Here is an 18,221-nt window from a genome sequence, read left to right on the forward strand (position 1 = left end):
CCTGTTTTGAGGCTTAGCGCCCCTCTTTTCTCACCCGTTCAATATGAATGGCGAGGAACATAATTTCTTCGGTTGTCAGCTCACGCTGATAGCTTTTGTTCAGGTGCTGGGCGATTTTCTCGGCGCATTTCCACGCTTTCGCGTAGTTGTCTTTTACTGCCGTATGCAGCGAGACATCGTCATCTTCCACCACGGTGCGGGTCAGCATCCGCTGGGCAAAAAACTTCAGGTGGGTGACGAAACGCTGATAGCTGAGCGACTCTTCATCATACTCAAGCTGCAGCTGATACTTCACCAGCTGCAGGATCTCCTGCATCACCCGCGTCACGTGCATCACTTCCGGCATTTCGCTGTTGAGCTGCGCGGTGACCAGATGCAGCGCGATAAACCCGGCCTCATCCTCTTCCAGCTCGACGTTCAGGCGTCTGGCAATAATGGCCCGCGCCTCCTGTCCTAATTCGAACTCCTTCGGATACAGCCGTTTAATATCCCACAGCAGCACGTTTTTGATGGCCAGCCCGTTCTTCTGCCGCTCAATCGCAAAGTAGCAGTGGTCGGTGAGGGTGATATACAAACTCTCCTGCAGCTTGCCCAGCCGCTGCGCCGCCAGCCCGATGATGCGGTCGCAGGTGGTCATCACCTCCAGCGGAATTTGACTCAGCAGCTCTCCGAGTCGACGCACCAGTTCATCGCTTTGTAACGCAAACACCTTTTCAACCAACGCGGTATCCAGCGCTTCGCCGACGCGCTTCTGAAAGGCCAGCCCGCGGCCCATCACCACCTGTTCGCGCCCGCGCTCATCCTGAACAACCACCACGTTATTATTGAGTATCTTGGCGATTTTCATCTGAACCCCAGAAACAAAAAAACCTGACCTCCGGCAGATGCCAGAAAATCAGGTTTTGCCTGCCTTAGCAGTAACAATCCAGTTCTGGCACTCTATCAGTTTCATTCATAGCCTCAATGCGTCACGCGTCAGAAACGTGACGCGGATCGAACTTGCTAGAACGTCACGACAGTTTTCAGCTCCGTCACCCAGGCATCCTGGGTGCGACTGACCCCGCCGGGATGGTGCCAGTACTGAATGCCCGGCTGCAGCTCCAGCCACGACACCGGACGGAAGCGATAATAAAACTCACCGTTCAGGGAGTGGCCTGGCTCCGGGTGATACGCCGGATCGTTATAGTCCGACACGCCGCTCAGGCTGTTCATATAGCGCTGGTTGCGGGCGTACTGGCTGCTCATATCAATCCAGGTTAGCCCGAAGCCAATCCAGTCTTCCGGCCGCGCGTCAAACAGCCCGCGGTAGCGCAGCGAGGCGGCGTAAACCTGGTGCATGTAGTTGGTACTCTGATCCGCAAGGCTCATGCTGAAAGAGGTGCTCAACCCGCGATTCGGGTCATCCTGATGCTGCGTAAGCTGCTGGTTCAGCCCGGCGTACATGAACCAGGTCCGGCTGTGGGTATCAAAGCCGTTCGGGTCCGTCGCGCCCGCACCGCCGGATTTGCCGCGATAGAGATCGGTTTGCGGCGCGTTGGTAAACACCACGCCCAGGTTGTACGCCCCCGGCAGGCCGTTAATCAGCGGACGCGCTTCGATTTCAACCGGCAGTAAGACCCCTTTGCTGCCCTTCGTCGACCAGCTCCACGCGTGGCTGCGGCTGGAGGCCTCGGGATTTTGCTCCATCACGCCGCCCTTCAGGGTCAGCGTCGGCGTTAATTTATACGCAAGCGTGGTGCCCCAGGTGTGAACGTTCCAGTTGTTCCACGTCAGCGAGTTGGCTGACTTCCCGCCGCACTGCGACAGGAGCTGGAAATCACAGGGGATGATTTGATCGAAGGTTTGCACCTTGTTCATCATCCCGATGCGCCAGGTCAGACGCCGGTCGTCAAAGCTGCGGGCAAAGGTCAGCCAGCCCAGACGGGTAATCGACTGCCCGCCCCAGCTCTCCTGGGTCAGGTCGTTAAAGTTAACGCGCGGGTCCTGCACGCGTTTGGTGGTGAGGTCGTCATTGTGGTTACGGTTGACGATGTTCCCTTCGATACGCGCATCCGGGATACCGGTCCAGCGCTCCAGTTCCTGGCTGAAGGTCAGCGCAAACTGGTCGATATAGGCCACGTGGGAGTCGTGGTTATATCCGCCACCGCCGTTCCAGCCAATTTCATTCAGATATCCGAGGTTCCAGGTAAAGCCGTTATCGTTGAGGATTTTACGTATGCCGAGCATTTCGCCCAGAACAGGCTCCGGAGGAGCTTCAAAGCCTAATACCGTTCCGTTCCAGTCCTGCGCCACCGACAGCGGGGATATCGTCAATAAGGCGAGCGCATAGAGTTTATTTTTATATGCCATGATAACAACCTGTGATTGAGTATTTTGTGCGTAACCGGCCGCAGGAAATTTTTCTATTTCCTGTCGATATTTCGTTTTTTTAAAATCAGTAAAAAGCACTAAGCCAAATTTCTCTCCTGCGTAAACGAGAGGCAAAAAAAAACCTAAGCGCTCCACAGCGAAAATGCTGTGAAACGCTTAGGTTTTGCCTGTTAGCCAGTAACAATCCTGCGTTGAAAACAGTGGCACCTTAACACCGTCGCGCCACGTTGAAAACCAGAACTGTTTTCTGGTTTAAAAAAGTGTGAGCAATTTAACGCTTATTATTTTGACTGAATCACCCTGGCAATATCAGACGAAGTCTGTAATGTCCGAATCTCCTGAAATAATCCCAGCGCTTCATCGTACTCTTTGCGTAAATAACTCAGCCACTGTTTAATTCGCGCGACGTGATACAAGCCGGTATCGCCCTGCTTTTCCAGTCGGCTGTATTTTTGCAGCAGCGTGACGACGTCTGCCCACGGCATTCGCGGCTCGTTATATTTCACCACCCGGCTGAGGTTGGGCACATTCAGGGCGCCGCGACCGATCATCACCGCATCGCAGCCGGTGGCCTTCAGACAGGCCTGCGCGCTCTCGTAGTCCCAGATTTCGCCGTTAGCGATGACCGGAATGGTGAGGCGTTTGCGGATCTCGCCGATCGCCTGCCAGTTGATGCGCTCGGCCTTGTAGCCATCGTCTTTGGTGCGGCCATGCACCACCAGCTCGGTGGCCCCGGCCTGCTGCACCGCATCGGCGATTTCAAACTGCCGCGCGTCGCTGTCCCATCCCAGGCGCACCTTCACCGTCACCGGCAAATGCGAAGGCACGGCCTCACGCATGGCTTTCGCGCCGCGGTAAATCAGCTCAGGATCTTTCAGCAACGTCGCCCCGCCGCCGCTGCCGTTCACCAGCTTCGACGGGCAGCCGCAGTTGAGATCCACCCCGTAAGAGCCCAGCTCAACCGCGCGGGCGGCGTTTTCCGCCAGCCATTCGGGGTACTGGCCGAGCAGCTGAATACGCACCAGCGTGCCGGAAGAGGTCCGGCTCTGGTTGTGCAGCTCGGGGCACAGGCGGAAGAAAGATTTTACCGGCAACAGCATATCGACCACGCGCAGAAACTCCGTCACGCAGAGATCGTAATCGTTCACCTCGGTCAGAAGCTCGCGCACGAGGGAGTCGAGCACGCCTTCCATTGGGGCCAGTAAAACACGCATAACAGTACCTGTGAAAAAAGACGCGCTATAGTAGCCGCTCTCTATATCGCTGGGAAGCGCTTCTGTTCAGGGAGAAAGTCAGCCGGCGTTGCCCCCACAATGGCGCGAAACGCCGCCGCAAATGCCGCCTGCCCGGAAAACCCCAGCATCCAGGCCACCTGCTTAACCGGGTATCCGTTGGCGAGCAGGTCCAGCGAGGCACAAATCCTTGCGCGCTGACGCCAGGCCCGGAAGCTAAACCCGGTATCTTTGATAAACGCGCGTGAGAATGTGCGTTCAGACATCGCGGCCTGTTCCGCCAGCCTGTCCATCGAAACGTCCCAGAGATTGCTGGCAATGATGTCACAGGCAACGCGATGTAAGCGCTCATCCACGGGCATCGGTAATTCCGCCGAAATCTGCTGCGCCTCGCTGAGGATTTCGAGCAGCAAAACGGCCATGCTGCGCTGACTGGCTGGCCGGTATTGCGCACTGAACAGCCCGGCAATCAGCTCTTTGAACAGCGCTGTCGCCATAATCACGTGAACCTCTTCTTTCCGTTTAAAAGATCCGCATTGCGATATCAGCGCGGGGCTAAACCAGACCGCGCGAAGCTCCGTTGCGGATAACACGCTGTAGGTGTGTTCCTGAAAGGGAGGAATCCACAGCGCGCGCTGTGGCGGTATGACCCAACGCTTATTGCCGGTTTCGACCAGCATCACCCCTTTGATGGCAAACAAAAGCTGCCCCTGTGAATGCCGGTGAGGGGGATCCACTTCGCCGCGCGTATAGCTAATTGCCCCTCGGGACCAACCGATGGCATCGTCGTGAATTGGCGTTTTATCGATAACGGTTGGCATTTCACATTCCTCCCTTCCTCTTATGATGCTGCTTGTACACGTAACCGGAGAGAGACGCAATGCACATTCATTTTATCATTCATGAACATTTCGAAGCGCCAGGCGCATATGAAATCTGGGGGAAAAATCGCGGCTGTAGTATGAGCTACTCCAGAGTTTATCAGGGCGATCCCTTACCCGAGGATCTGCAGAGCACAGACTTGCTTATCATCATGGGAGGCCCGCAGTCACCTGCCACCACGCTTCAGGAGTGCCCCTGGTTTGACGCGCAGGCGGAAATACGGCTCATCGGCCGCGCAATAGAGGCAGGTAAAACGGTGATTGGCGTTTGTCTGGGCTCGCAGCTTATCGGTGAAGCGCTGGGCGCAGCGTTTTGTCCTAGCCCGGAAAAAGAGATCGGCAAATTTCCCGTCAGGCTCACAGAGGCAGGCAAGTCGAACCCGCTGTTTGAGGATTTTGGCCACGAGCTGAACGTCGGTCACTGGCATAACGACATGCCAGGGTTGACGCCGCAGGCTAAAGTGCTGGCTTACAGCGAGGGCTGCCCCCGTCAGATCGTGCAATATGGCGAACGGGTTTACGGTTTTCAGTGTCATATGGAACTGACGCCGGAGGTGGTTGAGCTGCTGATTGTACATTCGCAGAACGATCTCCGCCGCGCGGCTGAATTTCGTTTTGTCGAAACGGCGGAAAAACTTCGCTCGCATGATTATCGCGAAATGAATCAGGCGCTGTTTTCTTTTCTGGATAAACTCGCCGCCCAACGCGAGGCCTGACTCAGTGGCATTTCTCTGGCTCGTCACTTCGCCACCGCACGCCCTTTCCTCTAAACTGTAGCCTGCCCCTGTGCGGTGATACCAGACGTTCCATTCTGGAATGTCTGGTATGCTCAAATTTCATGATGTGATCCGTGGCACATTTTTGGGTTTAATTGTATGATGAATGCGTTTCAGCAAGGACTATCACCATGAGCAAATCATTGAACATTATCTGGCAATATCTGCGCGCATTCGTCCTGATTTACGCCTGCCTGTACGCCGGGATTTTCATCGCGTCGCTGCTGCCGATTGTTATTCCCGGCAGCATTATCGGTATGCTGATCCTCTTCGTTTTGCTGGCGCTGCAAATCCTGCCTGCAAAATGGGTCAATCCGGGCTGCTTCGTCCTTATTCGCTATATGGCGCTGCTTTTCGTGCCCATCGGCGTCGGGGTCATGCAGTATTTTGATTTGCTCAAGGCCCAGTTCGGCCCGATTGTGGTCTCCTGCGCGGTCAGTACGCTGGTGGTTTTCCTTGTGGTGAGCTGGAGTTCGCATCTGGTGCATGGCGAACGTAACGTGGTCGGGGAGAAAACAAAAAAATGATGGCCAATATCTGGTGGTCGCTGCCGTTAACCCTGGCGGTGTTCTTCGCCGCGCGCAAGCTTGCCGCACGTTTCAAAATGCCGTTGCTGAACCCGCTGCTGGTGGCGATGGTGGTAATTATTCCGTTCCTGCTTCTCACCGGCATTCCCTACGAACGCTACTTTGCCGGCAGCAAAATTTTAAACGACCTGCTGCAGCCTGCCGTTGTGGCGCTTGCCTTTCCTTTATATGAGCAGCTCCATCAGATCCGCGCCCGCTGGAAATCCATCATTACCATCTGTTTTGTGGGCAGCCTGGTGGCGATGATCACCGGCACGTCGGTGGCGCTGTTGATGGGGGCCTCCCCGCAAATTGCCGCCTCTATCCTGCCTAAATCGGTGACCACGCCTATCGCGATGGCGGTCGGCGGCAGCCTCGGCGGGATCCCGGCCATCAGCGCGATGTGCGTCATTTTCGTCGGTATTCTGGGTGCGGTGTTTGGTCACACCCTGCTGAACGGAATGCGTATTCACACTAAAGCTGCACGGGGACTGTCGATGGGGACCGCCTCCCACGCCCTGGGCACCGCCCGCTGCGCGGAGCTGGACTATCAGGAAGGGGCGTTTAGCTCGCTGGCGCTGGTGATCTGCGGGATTATCACCTCCCTGCTGGCCCCGTTCATTTTCCCGCTGATTCTGGCGGTGATGGGCTAAAATTTGCGATGCGTCGCGCAAATTTCATTTTGATTTCATAAGTTGCATACATAATGAGAAGTGGATCACATATAAAGCCCTGACGGCTCCGTAAACTACCGATCCATTAACCTTTATGAGGCAAACGCCATGCACCCACGTTTTCAAGCTGCTTTCGCCCAGCTTGCAGAGAATTTGCAGTCAGCCCTGGCTCCCGTTCTGGCAGATGCACACTTCCCCGCCCTGCTGACCGCGGAGCAGGTCACGATGCTGAAACAGGCAACGGGACTGGAAGAAGACGCGCTGGCTTTCGCACTGCTTCCTCTGGCTGCCGCCTGCGCGCGGGCCGATCTCTCCCACTTTAACGTCGGGGCCATTGCGCGCGGCGTCAGCGGAACCTGGTACTTCGGTGGCAATATGGAGTTCCTGGGCGCGACCATGCAGCAAACGGTTCACGCCGAGCAGAGCGCCATCAGCCACGCCTGGCTACGCGGTGAAAAAGCCCTGAGCGCCATTACCGTTAACTACACCCCCTGCGGCCACTGCCGTCAGTTTATGAACGAGCTGAACAGCGGGCTGCAGCTGCGCATCAACCTGCCGGGCCGCGCGCCGCACACGCTGGAAGATTATCTGCCTGACGCGTTTGGCCCGAAAGATCTGGAGATCAAAACGCTGCTGATGGACGAGCAGGACCACGGTTACGCCCTGTCCGGCGATGACCTGAGCCAGGCGGCCATTCGCGCGGCCAACAAAAGCCACACGCCGTACAGCAAGTCTCCGAGCGGCGTGGCGCTGCAGTGCCGCGATGGCCGGATCTTTAGCGGCAGCTACGCGGAAAACGCCGCGTTTAACCCAACCCTGCCACCGCTGCAGGGCGCGCTTAATCTGCTGAGCCTGAACGGCTATGACTATCCGGACATTCAGCGCGCTATTCTGGCAGAAATTGCCGATGCGCCGCTGATTCAGTGGGATGCGACCGCCGCGACGCTTAAAGCGCTGGGCTGCACGACGATTGACCGCGTACTGCTTGCGTAATCCTTCCGGCGGGCAGAAATGCCCGCCAGTTTGCTGAAAAACCCCTCAGTTGAGTCGCTGTTTCTTGCGCTAACCAGGCGGGTAAAGTAGCCTGAGTTAAATTTCATCCACGAACGAGCCATCTCCATGTTAAAGCGCGTTTTTTACAGCCTGTCTGTCCTGGTCGGCATACTGCTGTTGATCGTGCTGGGTCTCGACCGCTGGATGAGCTGGAAAACCGCCCCCTACATCTTTGATGACCTGCAGGACCTGCCCTATCGTCAGGTTGGCGTGGTGCTCGGCACCGCCAAGTATTACCGCACCGGCGTGATCAACCAGTATTACCGTTACCGCATTCAGGGCGCGCTGAACGCCTACAACAGCGGCAAGGTGAACTACCTGCTGCTGAGCGGCGATAACGCGCTGCAAAGCTACAATGAACCGGTGACGATGCGTAAGGACCTGATTGCCGCAGGCGTGGACCCTGCCGATATCGTGCTCGACTACGCCGGATTCCGCACCCTGGACTCCATCGTGCGCACGCGTAAAGTCTTCGACACCAACGACTTCATCATCATCACCCAGCGCTTCCACTGCGAGCGCGCGCTGTTTATCGCGCTGCATATGGGCATTCAGGCGCAGTGTTACGCGGTGCCGTCGCCAAAAGATATGCTGAGCGTGCGCGTGCGCGAGTTCGGCGCGCGTTTTGGCGCCCTGGCCGATCTGTATATCTTCAAACGCGAACCGCGCTTTTTAGGCCCGCTGGTGCCGATTCCGGCGATGCACGAAGTGCCGGAAGACGCGCAGGGTTACCCGGCCGTCACGCCCGAGCAGCTGCTGGATATGCAGAAAAAAGAGAAATAACAGGGCCGCCTTTATACTTTCTTTACGCCGGGCCTGACGCTTTTTATCCCCCCTTTACGTCGGCTCTTTTAAGCTGAGTTCACTGCCGCTACGGCTTCATTGAAGAATGACTATGAACTCAATAATGAATGCGTTTTTCCTCAAAAGTCTCCGCCCGTATTTTAACTTTCCCGGTTTATCACTTCCTGGCGCACTCAATTCCGGTCTCTGGCTTGATGAAAAAATTGACGCCCTGCAGCACAACATTTCAGTGGAAGTGGCAGATTATCTGGAACGCTACCCCCAGACGAAACATGTAGACGTTTACCTGAACGATATCAACGGCACGATGCGCGGCAAGCGTCTGTCGGTGGAGAGCATGCTGAGCCTGGAAAAAGGCTGTTATTTTCCCCTTTCGGTCTATTCGATGGATCAGAAAGGAAAAATCGCCGCCCCGCTTCATGATGAGCCGGACCGACTCTGCGTTCCGGTCGCCGGCTCCCTGCGCCCCTCTCCGCAAGATCCGCAGCACAACGCGCAGATCCTGCTGACGATGAAAGACAGCGACGATAACCCCTGCCCGCTTGAGCCGCGCGTGATACTGCAGAACGTGCTGGCCCGCTTCCACCAGCACGGCCTCTTCCCGGTGATTGCCCCGGAAATCGAGTTCTATCTGACGGGGCATGACGATCGCGATCCGCAAAATCAGGGCTGTTTTCACATGGATACTACGGCGGCCCATGCGGCACTGTTTGACGAGCTGGAACAGCTGGCGCACCTTCAGCGCATCCCGCTGTCCGGGATCGTGGCGGAAGCCGAGTCCGGTCAGTACGAATTAAACCTGAAGCACAGCCATCGCGTCGTTGAGGTCTGCGATAACGTGCTGGCGCTTCGTCGCCTGACCCGTTACGTTGCCGAAAAGCACGGCCTGCAGGCCAACTTTATGGCGAAGCCTTTCAGCCAGCTGTCCGGCAGCGGTTTGCACTTCCATTTCAGCCTGAACAATCGTCACGGCGAAAACGTCTTTGCTTCCCCGGTGAACGCGCTTAACAGCATGATGCGTTTGTGCATCGCGGGGCAGCTGGCGCTGATGCCCGCCTCTGTCGCCATTCTTGCGCCGGGCGTTAACGCGTTTCGTCGCCTGCGTAAAAACCTGACGGAGCCCGTATTTAACTCCTGGGGCTATAACACCCGCTCCGCCGCCCTGCGTATTCCCTGCTCGGATGACCGCAACCGTCGTATCGAGTACCGGCTGGCCGGGGCCGATGCCAATCCCTATCTGGTGGCAGCAACTATCCTGACCGGCATGCTGTACGGGCTGGAAAACATCGACGACGAGGATTTGCCCGAACCGCAGCATGATGAACCCGCGCTGCCGCTGTTTCAGCAGGAGGCGATTGAGACCTTTGCCCGCTGTCAGTACCTCACCGACAGCCTGGGCGACGCTTTTTCCGAACAGTGGGTCGCCTGCAAGCTCTCTGAACTCGACTGGTTTGAGCGCATCGTGACCCGAGAGGAGTCACAGCTGGCATAAGGCATAAAAAAGCCCGCTCGATGAGCGGGCCGGATAACGCGAGGAGGAATTACTTCTTACGCGCGTACTTCAGTGAATCCAGCGCAACCGCGAAGATAATGATGGCGCCTTTGATGATGTACTGCCAGTACGGGTTCACGCCGATATAGGTCAAGCCGTAGTTGATGACGGTGAAGATAATCACACCGGTCACCACGCCCAGTACCGTACCCACGCCGCCGCTGAAGGAGACGCCGCCCACCACGCAGGCTGCGATAGCATCCAGCTCGTACATGAAGCCAAGGTTGTTGGTTGCAGAGCCGATACGGCCCGCTTCCAGCATCCCGCCGAAGGCGTAGAACACGCCGGACAGGGCATAAATGATGAGCAGGTTCAGGGCAACGTTCACGCCGGACACTTTCGCCGCTTCCGGGTTACCGCCGATAGCGAAGATGTTTTTACCAAAGCGCGTTTTGTTCCACAGGATCCAGACGAAGGCCACCGCAATCAGCGCATAGAAGGTGATATACGACAGGCGGAAGCTGCCCAGCGCGATGAACCCTTGCGTAAAGGTCGAGAAGCCGCTGTCAAAACCCGAGATGGGGGAAGCACCGACAAAGTCGTAGTACAGGGAGTTGATACCGTAAACGATGATCATCGTACCCAGCGTGGTGATAAACGGCGTCACGTTCAGGTAGGCGATAATGATACCGTTGATCAGACCAATCACCGCACCGATGGCGCAGACAATCAGGATCACCACGAAAATCGGCATGGTGGCCATTTCCGGGAAGACCTTGTTGGCATTTTCCATCGACTGCAGCAGGGTTGCCGCGATAACCGCCGCCAGACCCACCTGACGACCGGCAGAAAGGTCCGTCCCCTGGGTCACGATCAGGCCCGCCACGCCCAGCGCAATGATAATACGCACGGAGGACTGGGTCAGAATGTTACTCAGGTTCAGCAGGCTTAAGAACGTAGGGTCCTGGAAAATGATGATAGCCAGCAGTACTAAAAGAACAACGTAAATACCGCCTTCTTTCAGGTAAGTGAGAAAACTTTTTTTATTTAACGCACTCATGAGGAGCCCCTGATCTTAAAGGTGCAAAGACGCAAGACGCAAAATTTCGTTTTGCGTTGTCGTTTTGGTGTCAACAATACCGGCAACGAGACCATTGCTCATAACCAGAATACGATCCGTGATCCCTAACAATTCCGGCATTTCGGAAGAAATAATAATGATCCCTTTATTCTTTTTCGCCAGCTCGGCAATCAGCTGATAAATTTCAAACTTCGCGCCGACGTCAATACCGCGGGTCGGTTCATCCAGCATCAGAATTTCTGGCTGGGTTAATAACCAACGTCCGATAATGACTTTCTGCTGGTTACCGCCTGACAGAGAACCAATTTGGGTGCGGTGTCCTGGCGTTTTCACGCGCATGGAGTCAATAACCCATTGGGTATCGCTCTTCATGCGGGAGTTATCCAGCAGTCCGACTTTGTTTTTGTAATTGCGAATGTTAGAAATTAACGAGTTAAAGTTAATATCCAGATAGGCATAAATACCGGTCGAACGACGCTCTTCCGTCACCAGCGCAAAACCATTATTAATGGCTTCGTTGGCGTTGTGGTTGTTAATTTTCTTACCGTGCAGCGTAATAGTGCCTTCGGCTTTCTCACGGATACCGAACAGGGTTTCCACGATATCGGTACGTTTTGCCCCGACCAGACCGGCAATCCCCAGGATTTCGCCCTTATGCAGGTCGAAGGAGACGTCGCGAATAGACGGCTGACGCAACGAGGTCAGATTGCGCACTTCCAGGATCACTTCGCCCGGCTTGTTTTCTTTGTCCGGGAAGCGCTGGTTAAGGGAACGGCCCACCATCATGGCGATGATCTTGTCCATGTCCAGCCCTTCCAGCGGCTGCGTGGCAATCCACTGACCGTCGCGCAGAATGGTAATCTCATCGCACAGCTGGAAGATCTCTTCCATTTTGTGGGAGATATACACAATGCCGCAGCCACGATCTTTTAGCTTACGAATAATGGTAAAAAGGTGATTAACCTCTTTTTCCGTTAATGACGATGTCGGTTCGTCCATGATGACGATTTTCGCATCATAGGAGAACGCTTTGGCGATTTCGATCATCTGCATCTGGGAGACGGATAATGTTCCCACGCGGGCGCGCGGATCGATATCAATATCCAGCTCATCAAAAATCGCTTTGGTGTCGCGATACATTTTGTCCTGATCGACAAAGACACCCTTGGTTGGATAACGCCCCAACCACATGTTATCCATGACTGAACGCTGCAGCACCAGGTTTAATTCCTGGTGAACCATCGAGATACCGTTTTCCAGTGCTTCTTTCGCTGAATGGAAATCGATCTCTTTCCCCTGAAAAAGAATGCTGCCAGAATCTTTTTGATAGATCCCAAAAAGACATTTTAATAATGTTGATTTACCCGCACCGTTCTCCCCCATCAGGGCATGAATAGAGTGAGGACGAACTTTTAAATTAACATTATCGAGTGCCTTAACGCCGGGAAATGACTTGTTGATACCGCTCATTTCCAACAGGTATTCACCGGATGACTGAGTATTTGTGCTGACCATAATTATACCTTGTTGGCCTCGCATATCGCGTTATAAAAGGGCGCAACGAATTGCGCCCAGTGGAGACAGTACCGCTAACTTATTTACCGATAAACTCAGCCAGGTTGGACTGGTCTACGCCCACGTAAGGTACGCGAACGATTTTGTTTTCAATTTTCCAGCTGGTGCCATCGGCCGCGCCTTTGCCATCGGCCAGGTTTTTCGCCAGATCGAAGGTGGCTTTCGCCTGGTTGTTGGCATCGTTCAGAACGGTACCGGCCATCGCACCGGATTTAACCAGCGCCAGCGCTTCTGGCAGTGCATCCACGCCGAACACAGGAATGGAGGATTTGTTGTGTGCTTTCAGCGCTTCTACCGCACCCATTGCCATCGCATCGTTGTTCGCGATAACCACTTCGATTTTGTTCGCGTTAGGGCCGGACAGCCACGCGTCCATCTTATCTTTCGCCTGAGCGGTATCCCACATCGCGGTATCTAACGCCAGCTGCTGGGTTTTCAGACCCTTGTCGTTCAGCTCTTTGATAACGTAGGTGGTACGGGCTTCAGCATCCGGGTGGCCGGGTTCGCCTTTCAGCAGCACGAACTGAATCTGACCGTCTTTGTTCAGGTCCCAGTTCGGGTTCGCCGCCCAGTGTTTCGCGATCAGATCGCCCTGAATAATACCGGACTCTTTGGAGTCGGTACCGACGTAATACGCTTTGTCGTAGCTATCCAGCGCTTTACGGGAAGGTTCTTTGTTGAAGAAGACGATTGGCACGTTCTGGCCGCGTGCTTTTTCAATAACCGTGCCTGCTGCAGCCGGGTCAACCAGGTTGATGGCCAGGGCTTTCACGCCTTTCGCCAGCAGAACGTCGATCTGGTCGTTCTGTTTGGACTGGTCGTTCTGGGAGTCGTTCATCAGCAGCTGAACGTCTGGCGCTGCTTTCGCATCTTTCTCAATCGCTTTACGTACAACAGACATGAAGTTGTCGTCGTATTTATAGATGGTCACACCAATACGGGTATCCGCAGCGTGCGCTGCTGCACCAAAAAGCATGCTTGCCATTACGGCAGACAGGGTCAACACCTTCTTATTCATGGTATCTCCGGTTTTTTTTATGCAGGGTAGTTCTTGTGAATAACGATCGGCGGGCAGGTGTTAATAAAACGTTACTGACAGCCGAAGTTCACTTATAAAATTTCTATCTTCCGTGTTCGGTAACGCTCCAGAAATGCGTTTTATTCGTTGTTTGCGGCACATTGGCTATAGTGAAAGTGAATAATCACCGTTACATAGCGTTTCAGCCCCTAAAACGCTGACATCATAGTCAGCGTCTTGTTAAGATACTGTGAATTTACTCACAGATTGAAAACGGTTACATCACCTCAAGTAATCAGTTAGTGATCGGAACCACAATTTGCCGGGCCGCGACGGAGTGCCGACGCACTAAAGTCGGCATGAAACAGTGCGTTGCGCCCGGATCCAGCAGCCCTGCCGCCCCCTGTAACGCCAGCTCAGTCGCCAGTTTCGCCATAGAAGCAATGGGGTAACGCACCGTTGTCAGCTGCGGGTCGGTGTAACGGGCAATAGGAATATCATCAAAACCAATGAGTGATAAATGCTGTGGCACCGCAATGCCGTTATCTTTCAGCGCCGTCAGGGCGCCTGCCGCCATGCTGTCGTTATAGGCAAACACCGCAGTAAGCTGCAGGTTGCGGCCCAGCAGCTCCACCATCGCCGCCTCACCGCCCTGCATGTCCGGTGTACCTGTGCCTGTCCAGCTTTCTGACGGCGTAATGCCGTGCTCTTTCAGGGCGTTTTGCCACCCCTCGCGCCGCAGGTCGTCATCTTCAATATGATGGCTGGAGGCCAGATAACCGATCCGCTGATGCCCGTTGTTGATGAGCATTTTCGTCGCCATCATGGCACCGCTGACGTTATCCAGCCCGACGCAGCGATGGGCATAGCCGGGGACGATGCGGTTGATCAGCACCATGCCCGGGATCTGATCCATAAAGCCGGTTAGCTCTTCATCACTCAAAGCTTTTGAGTGGACAATCAAGGCGTTACAGCGCTGGCGGATCAGCACTTCAATGGCATGTCGCTCCTTTTCCGCCTCATGATAGCTATTGCCGATCAGGACATATTTCTGATGCTGCTGGGCGACCACGTCGACCGCTTTGACCAGCGCGCCGAAAAAGGCATCCGATACATCCATTACCACCACGCCGATGGTGTCGCTGACCTGCGTCGCAAGCGCCTGGGCATTGGCATTTGGCCGGTACCCGAGCTGGGTCACGGCTTTCATTACGGTTTCACGGGTTTCAGGGCTGACCAGCGCGCTATTGTTCAGCACGCGTGAGACGGTAGCCACAGAAACGCCCGCCTGACGGGCGACGTCACGAATGGTGATCATATTCACCATCCTTCAAAGGATTGCAGCAACTCACAGACACCCCCTGTGTTTAGCAAGGTGGCTATTTTGGCAGCGAGAGAAAGGGGACTACGTGAAGAAGCTCACACTCATGAAAACGCTTACATCCGTTTTGTTAATGATTGTGATCCAGATCGTTATCTGGATGTGTTCCTCAATGATACCCCTGAAGCATGTGCGGTTAACTGACGCCACACCCACTCCAGCGGTCCCTGGCGGAAATAGCGTAGCCAGAGAACAGAAAACGCCAGGTTAATCACCCAGACCGGAATAACAAACGCCAGCAGCGTGAGGCGGTCGAATTTCATAAACAGGCCAAAGCGATAGAAAAGCGTGGTGCATATCAGCGTTTGTAGCAGGTAATTGCTCAACGCCATGCGGCCCACGCAGGCGATAGCGCTGACGATCCACAGGCGGGAAAGCGTTGGCCAGTAGCCATAGATCAGCGCCGCGTAGCCGATGGTCTGGAACGGCGCGCTCAGTTCGCGCGGCACCTGGAGCAGGAACGCGCACCAGCGGTAATCCCAGTGGATATGCCACTGCGTGATTATCGCCGGGAGGTTAATCAGCACGCCGATCAGCACCAGCCCGACACCCGTTCGCCGATAGTGACGCAGGCTGAACTCTCCTTTCAGCCAGCCGGTGCGCATCAGTGACGCGCCCATCAGCATCATGCCCGCCAGCTGCCAGCCGTATTGCGCGCCCAGCGCAAGGAGGTTATCCCCCAGCATATCCGCGCGGTTGCTTATCGCTTCCGTACCGCCCTTCAGCTTCCAGTACTGTTCGTACTGCAGGTTAGCGGCATCCGGGATCCAGGAACGGTTCGTCGCCTCGCCGGAGATCATCCCCAGCAGCAGCAGGACCCCAAGCCCCATGACATAGAGCATCACGCCGGTGTTAAACAGGCTTTTTACGCTGTGCGCATCGCGAATCAGACGCCAGCAGATGAGCCCGACTAACCCATACGCGAGAAGAATATCGCCGTCCCAAAAGAACAGCCCGTGGATAAAGCCGAGGAGAACCAGCAGCGTCAGGCGCGACTGGATCCAGCGCGTACCGCGTTTGAGGAGGAGTTGCAGACCTGCACCAAACAGCAGGGCAAACAGCGTGAGGAATTTAACCTGTGCGAAGAGATCGAGAACAGCCCAGGTCCATGCATCACTGCGCGTGATGTCGCCATACCAGGCAGGATTGAGATAAGCCGCCTTCGGCAGGCCGAAGGCGCTGATATTAAGCAGCAGGATACCGAGAATGGCGACGCCGCGAACAAAATCGAGCGTGACGTTTCGCTCCATGGTTCCTGCCCTGTAAGACTTAGTTGTGGTGACGTACGGCGCGCAGGAACTCCTGGCGGGTATTCTGGCTCGATTTAAACAGGCCGCCCAGCGACGTGGTGGTCGTTGCACTGGTCGCATCACGCACGCCGCGCGCCTTCACGCAGTAGTGAACCGCGTCGATAGAGACGGCCACGTTATTGGTGCCCAGCAGCGTTTGCAGCGCGGTCAGGATCTGCTGCGTCAGACGCTCCTGCACCTGCGGACGCTGAGCAAAGAACTGCACGATGCGGTTGATTTTCGACAGGCCAATCACCGTATCTTTTGGGATATACGCCACGGTCGCTTTACCGTCGATGGTCACGAAGTGGTGTTCGCAGGTGCTGGTCAGCGTGATATCGCGTACCGTCACCATTTCATCCACTTTCATCTTGTTTTCAATGACGGTGATTTTCGGGAAGTTGGCGTAATCCAGCCCGGAAAAAATTTCGTCGACGTACATTTTCGCGATGCGGTGCGGCGTCTCCATCAGACTGTCGTCACTCAGATCGAGATTCAGCAGCTCCATGATCTCGGTCATATGACCGGCAATCAGACGCTTGCGGGTTTCATTGTCCAAATCCTGTACGGGCGGACGCAGTGGCGTTTCAAGACCGCGCGCAACCAGGGCTTCGTGGACCAGGGCAGCTTCTTTACTGAGTGATGACATTTTGTTCTCCTGCAGGTGTGGCGTCTTTTGCCCTCGTTGTGGCAAAAGTATGCGCTCATTGTGCGTGAGGCGGCGCACATAATCCAGTATACACGACGATAATTATTGCAATTGCTGTTGCCTTTCAGCGTGACGATTCCAGACCAGCGCTCCGCCGACGAACAGCGCAACGCCCGCCAGCCCCAGCGCGGGCTCCAGCCGGTGGGTAAGCCAGGTTGATAACGCCGAGGTCATCGGGCCAATCAATTGACCAATCGCATACCCGGTGGTGAGCAGGCCTGCCATATAACGCGTATGGTTTGGCGCCAGCTCGCGGCCGTATAAAAGAGAGAGCTGCACGGCACACAAAAAACCGCCGCCCACCAGCAGCCCGCCCGTCAGCAAACCGCCAATCCCCGGCAGCAGCCAGGCCGCCAGCACGCCAGCCCCCTGTAACCACAGCACGATAGCCAGCCTGCGGTTCGCCGTTGAGGTGTGGCGTAAAAGAATACTGAGCGCAATGCCCACCACGGCGGCGATACCAAAAATCGGCCAGACAAACTGGGCGAACAGGCTGCCGGGAAAACGCACCGCAGCCATTTGCGACAGGAATGTCGCCGGGAGGATATAGCCAAACCCGGCCAGGCTGTAGCTCCAGACCAGGCGCTTTAAATCCGCCGTCAGCACCAGCGGCTCCGGCGCGGTGCCGGGGCGATGGAGCTGCCCGGATCGCGGCAGGTAGCGCGCCACCAGCGCAATCAGCACCAGCGCCAGCACGCCGTAGATTTGCCATGCCGCCCCGGCCGAAAGGGATTTCGCCTGGATATAGACGGCGAGCAGCCCGCTCAGGGCAATGCCCGCCCCTGGCCCGGCAAACACGGCGGCGCTCAGGCCCGGTTTACCCAGCTGCCCCAGCCGTTCGTTGGTCCAGGCGGCAATGAGTACCGTCGACCAGCCGCTCATGCAGCCAATCACGAAGCGCAGCAGGCCGTGCACGACGGCGTTATCCGCCGCCGCGGAGAGCAGCGTCAGCGCAACCGCGCCGGTGATGCCAAGCCAGAGGCGCGTTTCCACAAAGCGGTGCGCGCGCATGGCATCCCATGCGCCCACCAGATAGCCCAGATAATTCATCGCCGCCACCAGACCCGCGCTGGTCAGCGTAAGCTGCCCGGCAGCAATCATGAGCGGCACCTGAGGCGTAAAGGCAAAGCGCCCTATCCCCATCGCCACCACCAGAACGACAAATCCACTGAGCGCAATACGCAGCGCCATGACCGCTCCAATTGTTAAAGAAAAGTAAATTTATGATGCAGCATCTCGCCGTCTGGCGAAAGTGAAAGTTACTCACAGGTCAATGAAAAGGCTGTATTATGGTTTTTATGAATACGCATTCTCATTAAG

Annotated in this window: 17 protein-coding genes; 6 read left to right on the forward strand and 11 right to left on the reverse strand. The window is 55.7% G+C overall.

Annotated features, from left to right (window positions below; genetic code table 11):
• Positions 1 to 13 precede the first annotated feature (13 nt).
• The 4 genes from licT to NWV12_RS14865 form a co-directional block, all read right to left on the reverse strand.
• Entirely contained in the window at positions 14 to 847 is an 834-nt protein-coding gene (gene licT, locus NWV12_RS14850) for a BglG family transcription antiterminator LicT (RefSeq protein WP_023616723.1), read from the reverse strand.
• Positions 848 to 1,002: 155 nt separating this feature from the next.
• On the reverse strand, positions 1,003 to 2,349 hold the full coding sequence (locus NWV12_RS14855; RefSeq protein WP_048980097.1) for a carbohydrate porin: 1,347 nt from the start codon (positions 2,347 to 2,349) through the stop codon (positions 1,003 to 1,005).
• A gap of 302 nt (positions 2,350 to 2,651) precedes the next feature.
• Positions 2,652 to 3,584 (reverse strand): tRNA dihydrouridine(16) synthase DusC, encoded by a 933-nt coding sequence (gene dusC / locus NWV12_RS14860; RefSeq protein ID WP_032658946.1) that lies wholly within the window; start codon positions 3,582 to 3,584, stop codon positions 2,652 to 2,654.
• A 41-nt stretch (positions 3,585 to 3,625) separates the two neighbouring features.
• The gene (locus tag NWV12_RS14865) at positions 3,626 to 4,423 is read right to left on the reverse strand and encodes a helix-turn-helix domain-containing protein (RefSeq protein WP_048979988.1); all 798 of its coding nucleotides are present in this window, start codon (positions 4,421 to 4,423) and stop codon (positions 3,626 to 3,628) included.
• A 59-nt stretch (positions 4,424 to 4,482) separates the two neighbouring features.
• Here NWV12_RS14865 and NWV12_RS14870 point away from each other — a divergent pair, with 59 nt between their 5' ends.
• The 6 genes from NWV12_RS14870 (at position 4,483) to NWV12_RS14895 (ending at position 9,848) form a co-directional block, all read left to right on the forward strand.
• Positions 4,483 to 5,199, forward strand: a complete 717-nt coding sequence (locus NWV12_RS14870) for a type 1 glutamine amidotransferase (protein WP_048979989.1) — start codon at positions 4,483 to 4,485, stop codon at positions 5,197 to 5,199.
• Positions 5,200 to 5,390: 191 nt separating this feature from the next.
• Positions 5,391 to 5,786, forward strand: a complete 396-nt coding sequence (locus tag NWV12_RS14875; protein WP_023312463.1) for a CidA/LrgA family protein — start codon at positions 5,391 to 5,393, stop codon at positions 5,784 to 5,786.
• The gene (locus NWV12_RS14880; protein ID WP_029740398.1) at positions 5,783 to 6,478 is read left to right on the forward strand and encodes a CidB/LrgB family autolysis modulator; all 696 of its coding nucleotides are present in this window, start codon (positions 5,783 to 5,785) and stop codon (positions 6,476 to 6,478) included. The genes NWV12_RS14875 and NWV12_RS14880 overlap by 4 nt, the downstream gene beginning before the upstream one ends.
• 129 nt (positions 6,479 to 6,607) lie before the next feature.
• Positions 6,608 to 7,492, forward strand: a complete 885-nt coding sequence (gene cdd / locus NWV12_RS14885; RefSeq protein WP_048979991.1) for a cytidine deaminase — start codon at positions 6,608 to 6,610, stop codon at positions 7,490 to 7,492.
• 126 nt (positions 7,493 to 7,618) lie between these two features.
• Positions 7,619 to 8,335 carry an outer membrane permeability protein SanA gene (gene sanA / locus NWV12_RS14890; protein ID WP_008500918.1) on the forward strand — a complete coding sequence of 239 codons (717 nt, stop codon included), beginning with the start codon at positions 7,619 to 7,621 and terminating at the stop codon, positions 8,333 to 8,335.
• A gap of 124 nt (positions 8,336 to 8,459) precedes the next feature.
• The gene (locus tag NWV12_RS14895; protein WP_101744606.1) at positions 8,460 to 9,848 is read left to right on the forward strand and encodes a glutamine synthetase family protein; all 1,389 of its coding nucleotides are present in this window, start codon (positions 8,460 to 8,462) and stop codon (positions 9,846 to 9,848) included.
• A 49-nt stretch (positions 9,849 to 9,897) separates the two neighbouring features.
• Here NWV12_RS14895 and mglC read toward each other — a convergent pair whose 3' ends face one another.
• The 7 genes from mglC to NWV12_RS14930 all read right to left on the reverse strand — a co-directional run bounded on the left by mglC (position 9,898) and on the right by NWV12_RS14930 (position 18,092).
• Positions 9,898 to 10,908 (reverse strand): galactose/methyl galactoside ABC transporter permease MglC, encoded by a 1,011-nt coding sequence (mglC, locus tag NWV12_RS14900; protein WP_008500921.1) that lies wholly within the window; start codon positions 10,906 to 10,908, stop codon positions 9,898 to 9,900.
• A 15-nt stretch (positions 10,909 to 10,923) separates the two neighbouring features.
• Positions 10,924 to 12,444, reverse strand: coding sequence for a galactose/methyl galactoside ABC transporter ATP-binding protein MglA (gene mglA / locus NWV12_RS14905; RefSeq protein WP_023312467.1), 1,521 nt, complete (start codon positions 12,442 to 12,444; stop codon positions 10,924 to 10,926).
• Positions 12,445 to 12,523: 79 nt separating this feature from the next.
• Entirely contained in the window at positions 12,524 to 13,522 is a 999-nt protein-coding gene (gene mglB / locus NWV12_RS14910; RefSeq protein WP_023312468.1) for a galactose/glucose ABC transporter substrate-binding protein MglB, read from the reverse strand.
• Positions 13,523 to 13,817: 295 nt separating this feature from the next.
• A complete protein-coding gene (gene galS, locus NWV12_RS14915; RefSeq protein WP_029740403.1) occupies positions 13,818 to 14,840 on the reverse strand; it encodes an HTH-type transcriptional regulator GalS in 1,023 nt (340 codons plus the stop codon).
• A 155-nt stretch (positions 14,841 to 14,995) separates the two neighbouring features.
• Positions 14,996 to 16,153: a DUF418 domain-containing protein YeiB gene (gene yeiB / locus NWV12_RS14920; protein WP_048979994.1), complete on the reverse strand. Its 1,158-nt coding sequence runs from the start codon at positions 16,151 to 16,153 to the stop codon at positions 14,996 to 14,998.
• 19 nt (positions 16,154 to 16,172) lie between these two features.
• Positions 16,173 to 16,841 carry a GTP cyclohydrolase I FolE gene (gene folE / locus NWV12_RS14925; protein ID WP_023312471.1) on the reverse strand — a complete coding sequence of 223 codons (669 nt, stop codon included), beginning with the start codon at positions 16,839 to 16,841 and terminating at the stop codon, positions 16,173 to 16,175.
• A gap of 102 nt (positions 16,842 to 16,943) precedes the next feature.
• Entirely contained in the window at positions 16,944 to 18,092 is a 1,149-nt protein-coding gene (locus tag NWV12_RS14930; RefSeq protein ID WP_101744607.1) for a YbfB/YjiJ family MFS transporter, read from the reverse strand.
• Positions 18,093 to 18,221 lie beyond the last annotated feature (129 nt).

The sequence above is a fragment of the Enterobacter sp. Crenshaw genome (assembly GCF_024734705.1).
Taxonomy (GTDB): Bacteria; Pseudomonadota; Gammaproteobacteria; order Enterobacterales; family Enterobacteriaceae; genus Enterobacter; species Enterobacter asburiae_B.

Excerpts from the sequence above, each read along its gene's own strand:
- NWV12_RS14895 (WP_101744606.1), top strand. The coding sequence starts at position 8,460 with ATGAATGCGTTTTTCCTCAAAAGTCTCCGCCCGTATTTTAACTTTCCC.
- NWV12_RS14875 (WP_023312463.1), top strand. The coding sequence starts at position 5,391 with ATGAGCAAATCATTGAACATTATCTGGCAATATCTGCGCGCATTCGTC.
- folE (WP_023312471.1), bottom strand. The coding sequence starts at position 16,841 with ATGTCATCACTCAGTAAAGAAGCTGCCCTGGTCCACGAAGCCCTGGTT.
- sanA (WP_008500918.1), top strand. The coding sequence starts at position 7,619 with ATGTTAAAGCGCGTTTTTTACAGCCTGTCTGTCCTGGTCGGCATACTG.
- cdd (WP_048979991.1), top strand. The coding sequence starts at position 6,608 with ATGCACCCACGTTTTCAAGCTGCTTTCGCCCAGCTTGCAGAGAATTTG.
- mglC (WP_008500921.1), bottom strand. The coding sequence starts at position 10,908 with ATGAGTGCGTTAAATAAAAAAAGTTTTCTCACTTACCTGAAAGAAGGC.
- licT (WP_023616723.1), bottom strand. The coding sequence starts at position 847 with ATGAAAATCGCCAAGATACTCAATAATAACGTGGTGGTTGTTCAGGAT.
- NWV12_RS14855 (WP_048980097.1), bottom strand. The coding sequence starts at position 2,349 with ATGGCATATAAAAATAAACTCTATGCGCTCGCCTTATTGACGATATCC.
- galS (WP_029740403.1), bottom strand. The coding sequence starts at position 14,840 with ATGATCACCATTCGTGACGTCGCCCGTCAGGCGGGCGTTTCTGTGGCT.
- dusC (WP_032658946.1), bottom strand. The coding sequence starts at position 3,584 with ATGCGTGTTTTACTGGCCCCAATGGAAGGCGTGCTCGACTCCCTCGTG.
- NWV12_RS14865 (WP_048979988.1), bottom strand. The coding sequence starts at position 4,423 with ATGCCAACCGTTATCGATAAAACGCCAATTCACGACGATGCCATCGGT.
- mglA (WP_023312467.1), bottom strand. The coding sequence starts at position 12,444 with ATGGTCAGCACAAATACTCAGTCATCCGGTGAATACCTGTTGGAAATG.
- NWV12_RS14880 (WP_029740398.1), top strand. The coding sequence starts at position 5,783 with ATGATGGCCAATATCTGGTGGTCGCTGCCGTTAACCCTGGCGGTGTTC.
- yeiB (WP_048979994.1), bottom strand. The coding sequence starts at position 16,153 with ATGGAGCGAAACGTCACGCTCGATTTTGTTCGCGGCGTCGCCATTCTC.
- NWV12_RS14870 (WP_048979989.1), top strand. The coding sequence starts at position 4,483 with ATGCACATTCATTTTATCATTCATGAACATTTCGAAGCGCCAGGCGCA.
- mglB (WP_023312468.1), bottom strand. The coding sequence starts at position 13,522 with ATGAATAAGAAGGTGTTGACCCTGTCTGCCGTAATGGCAAGCATGCTT.
- NWV12_RS14930 (WP_101744607.1), bottom strand. The coding sequence starts at position 18,092 with ATGGCGCTGCGTATTGCGCTCAGTGGATTTGTCGTTCTGGTGGTGGCG.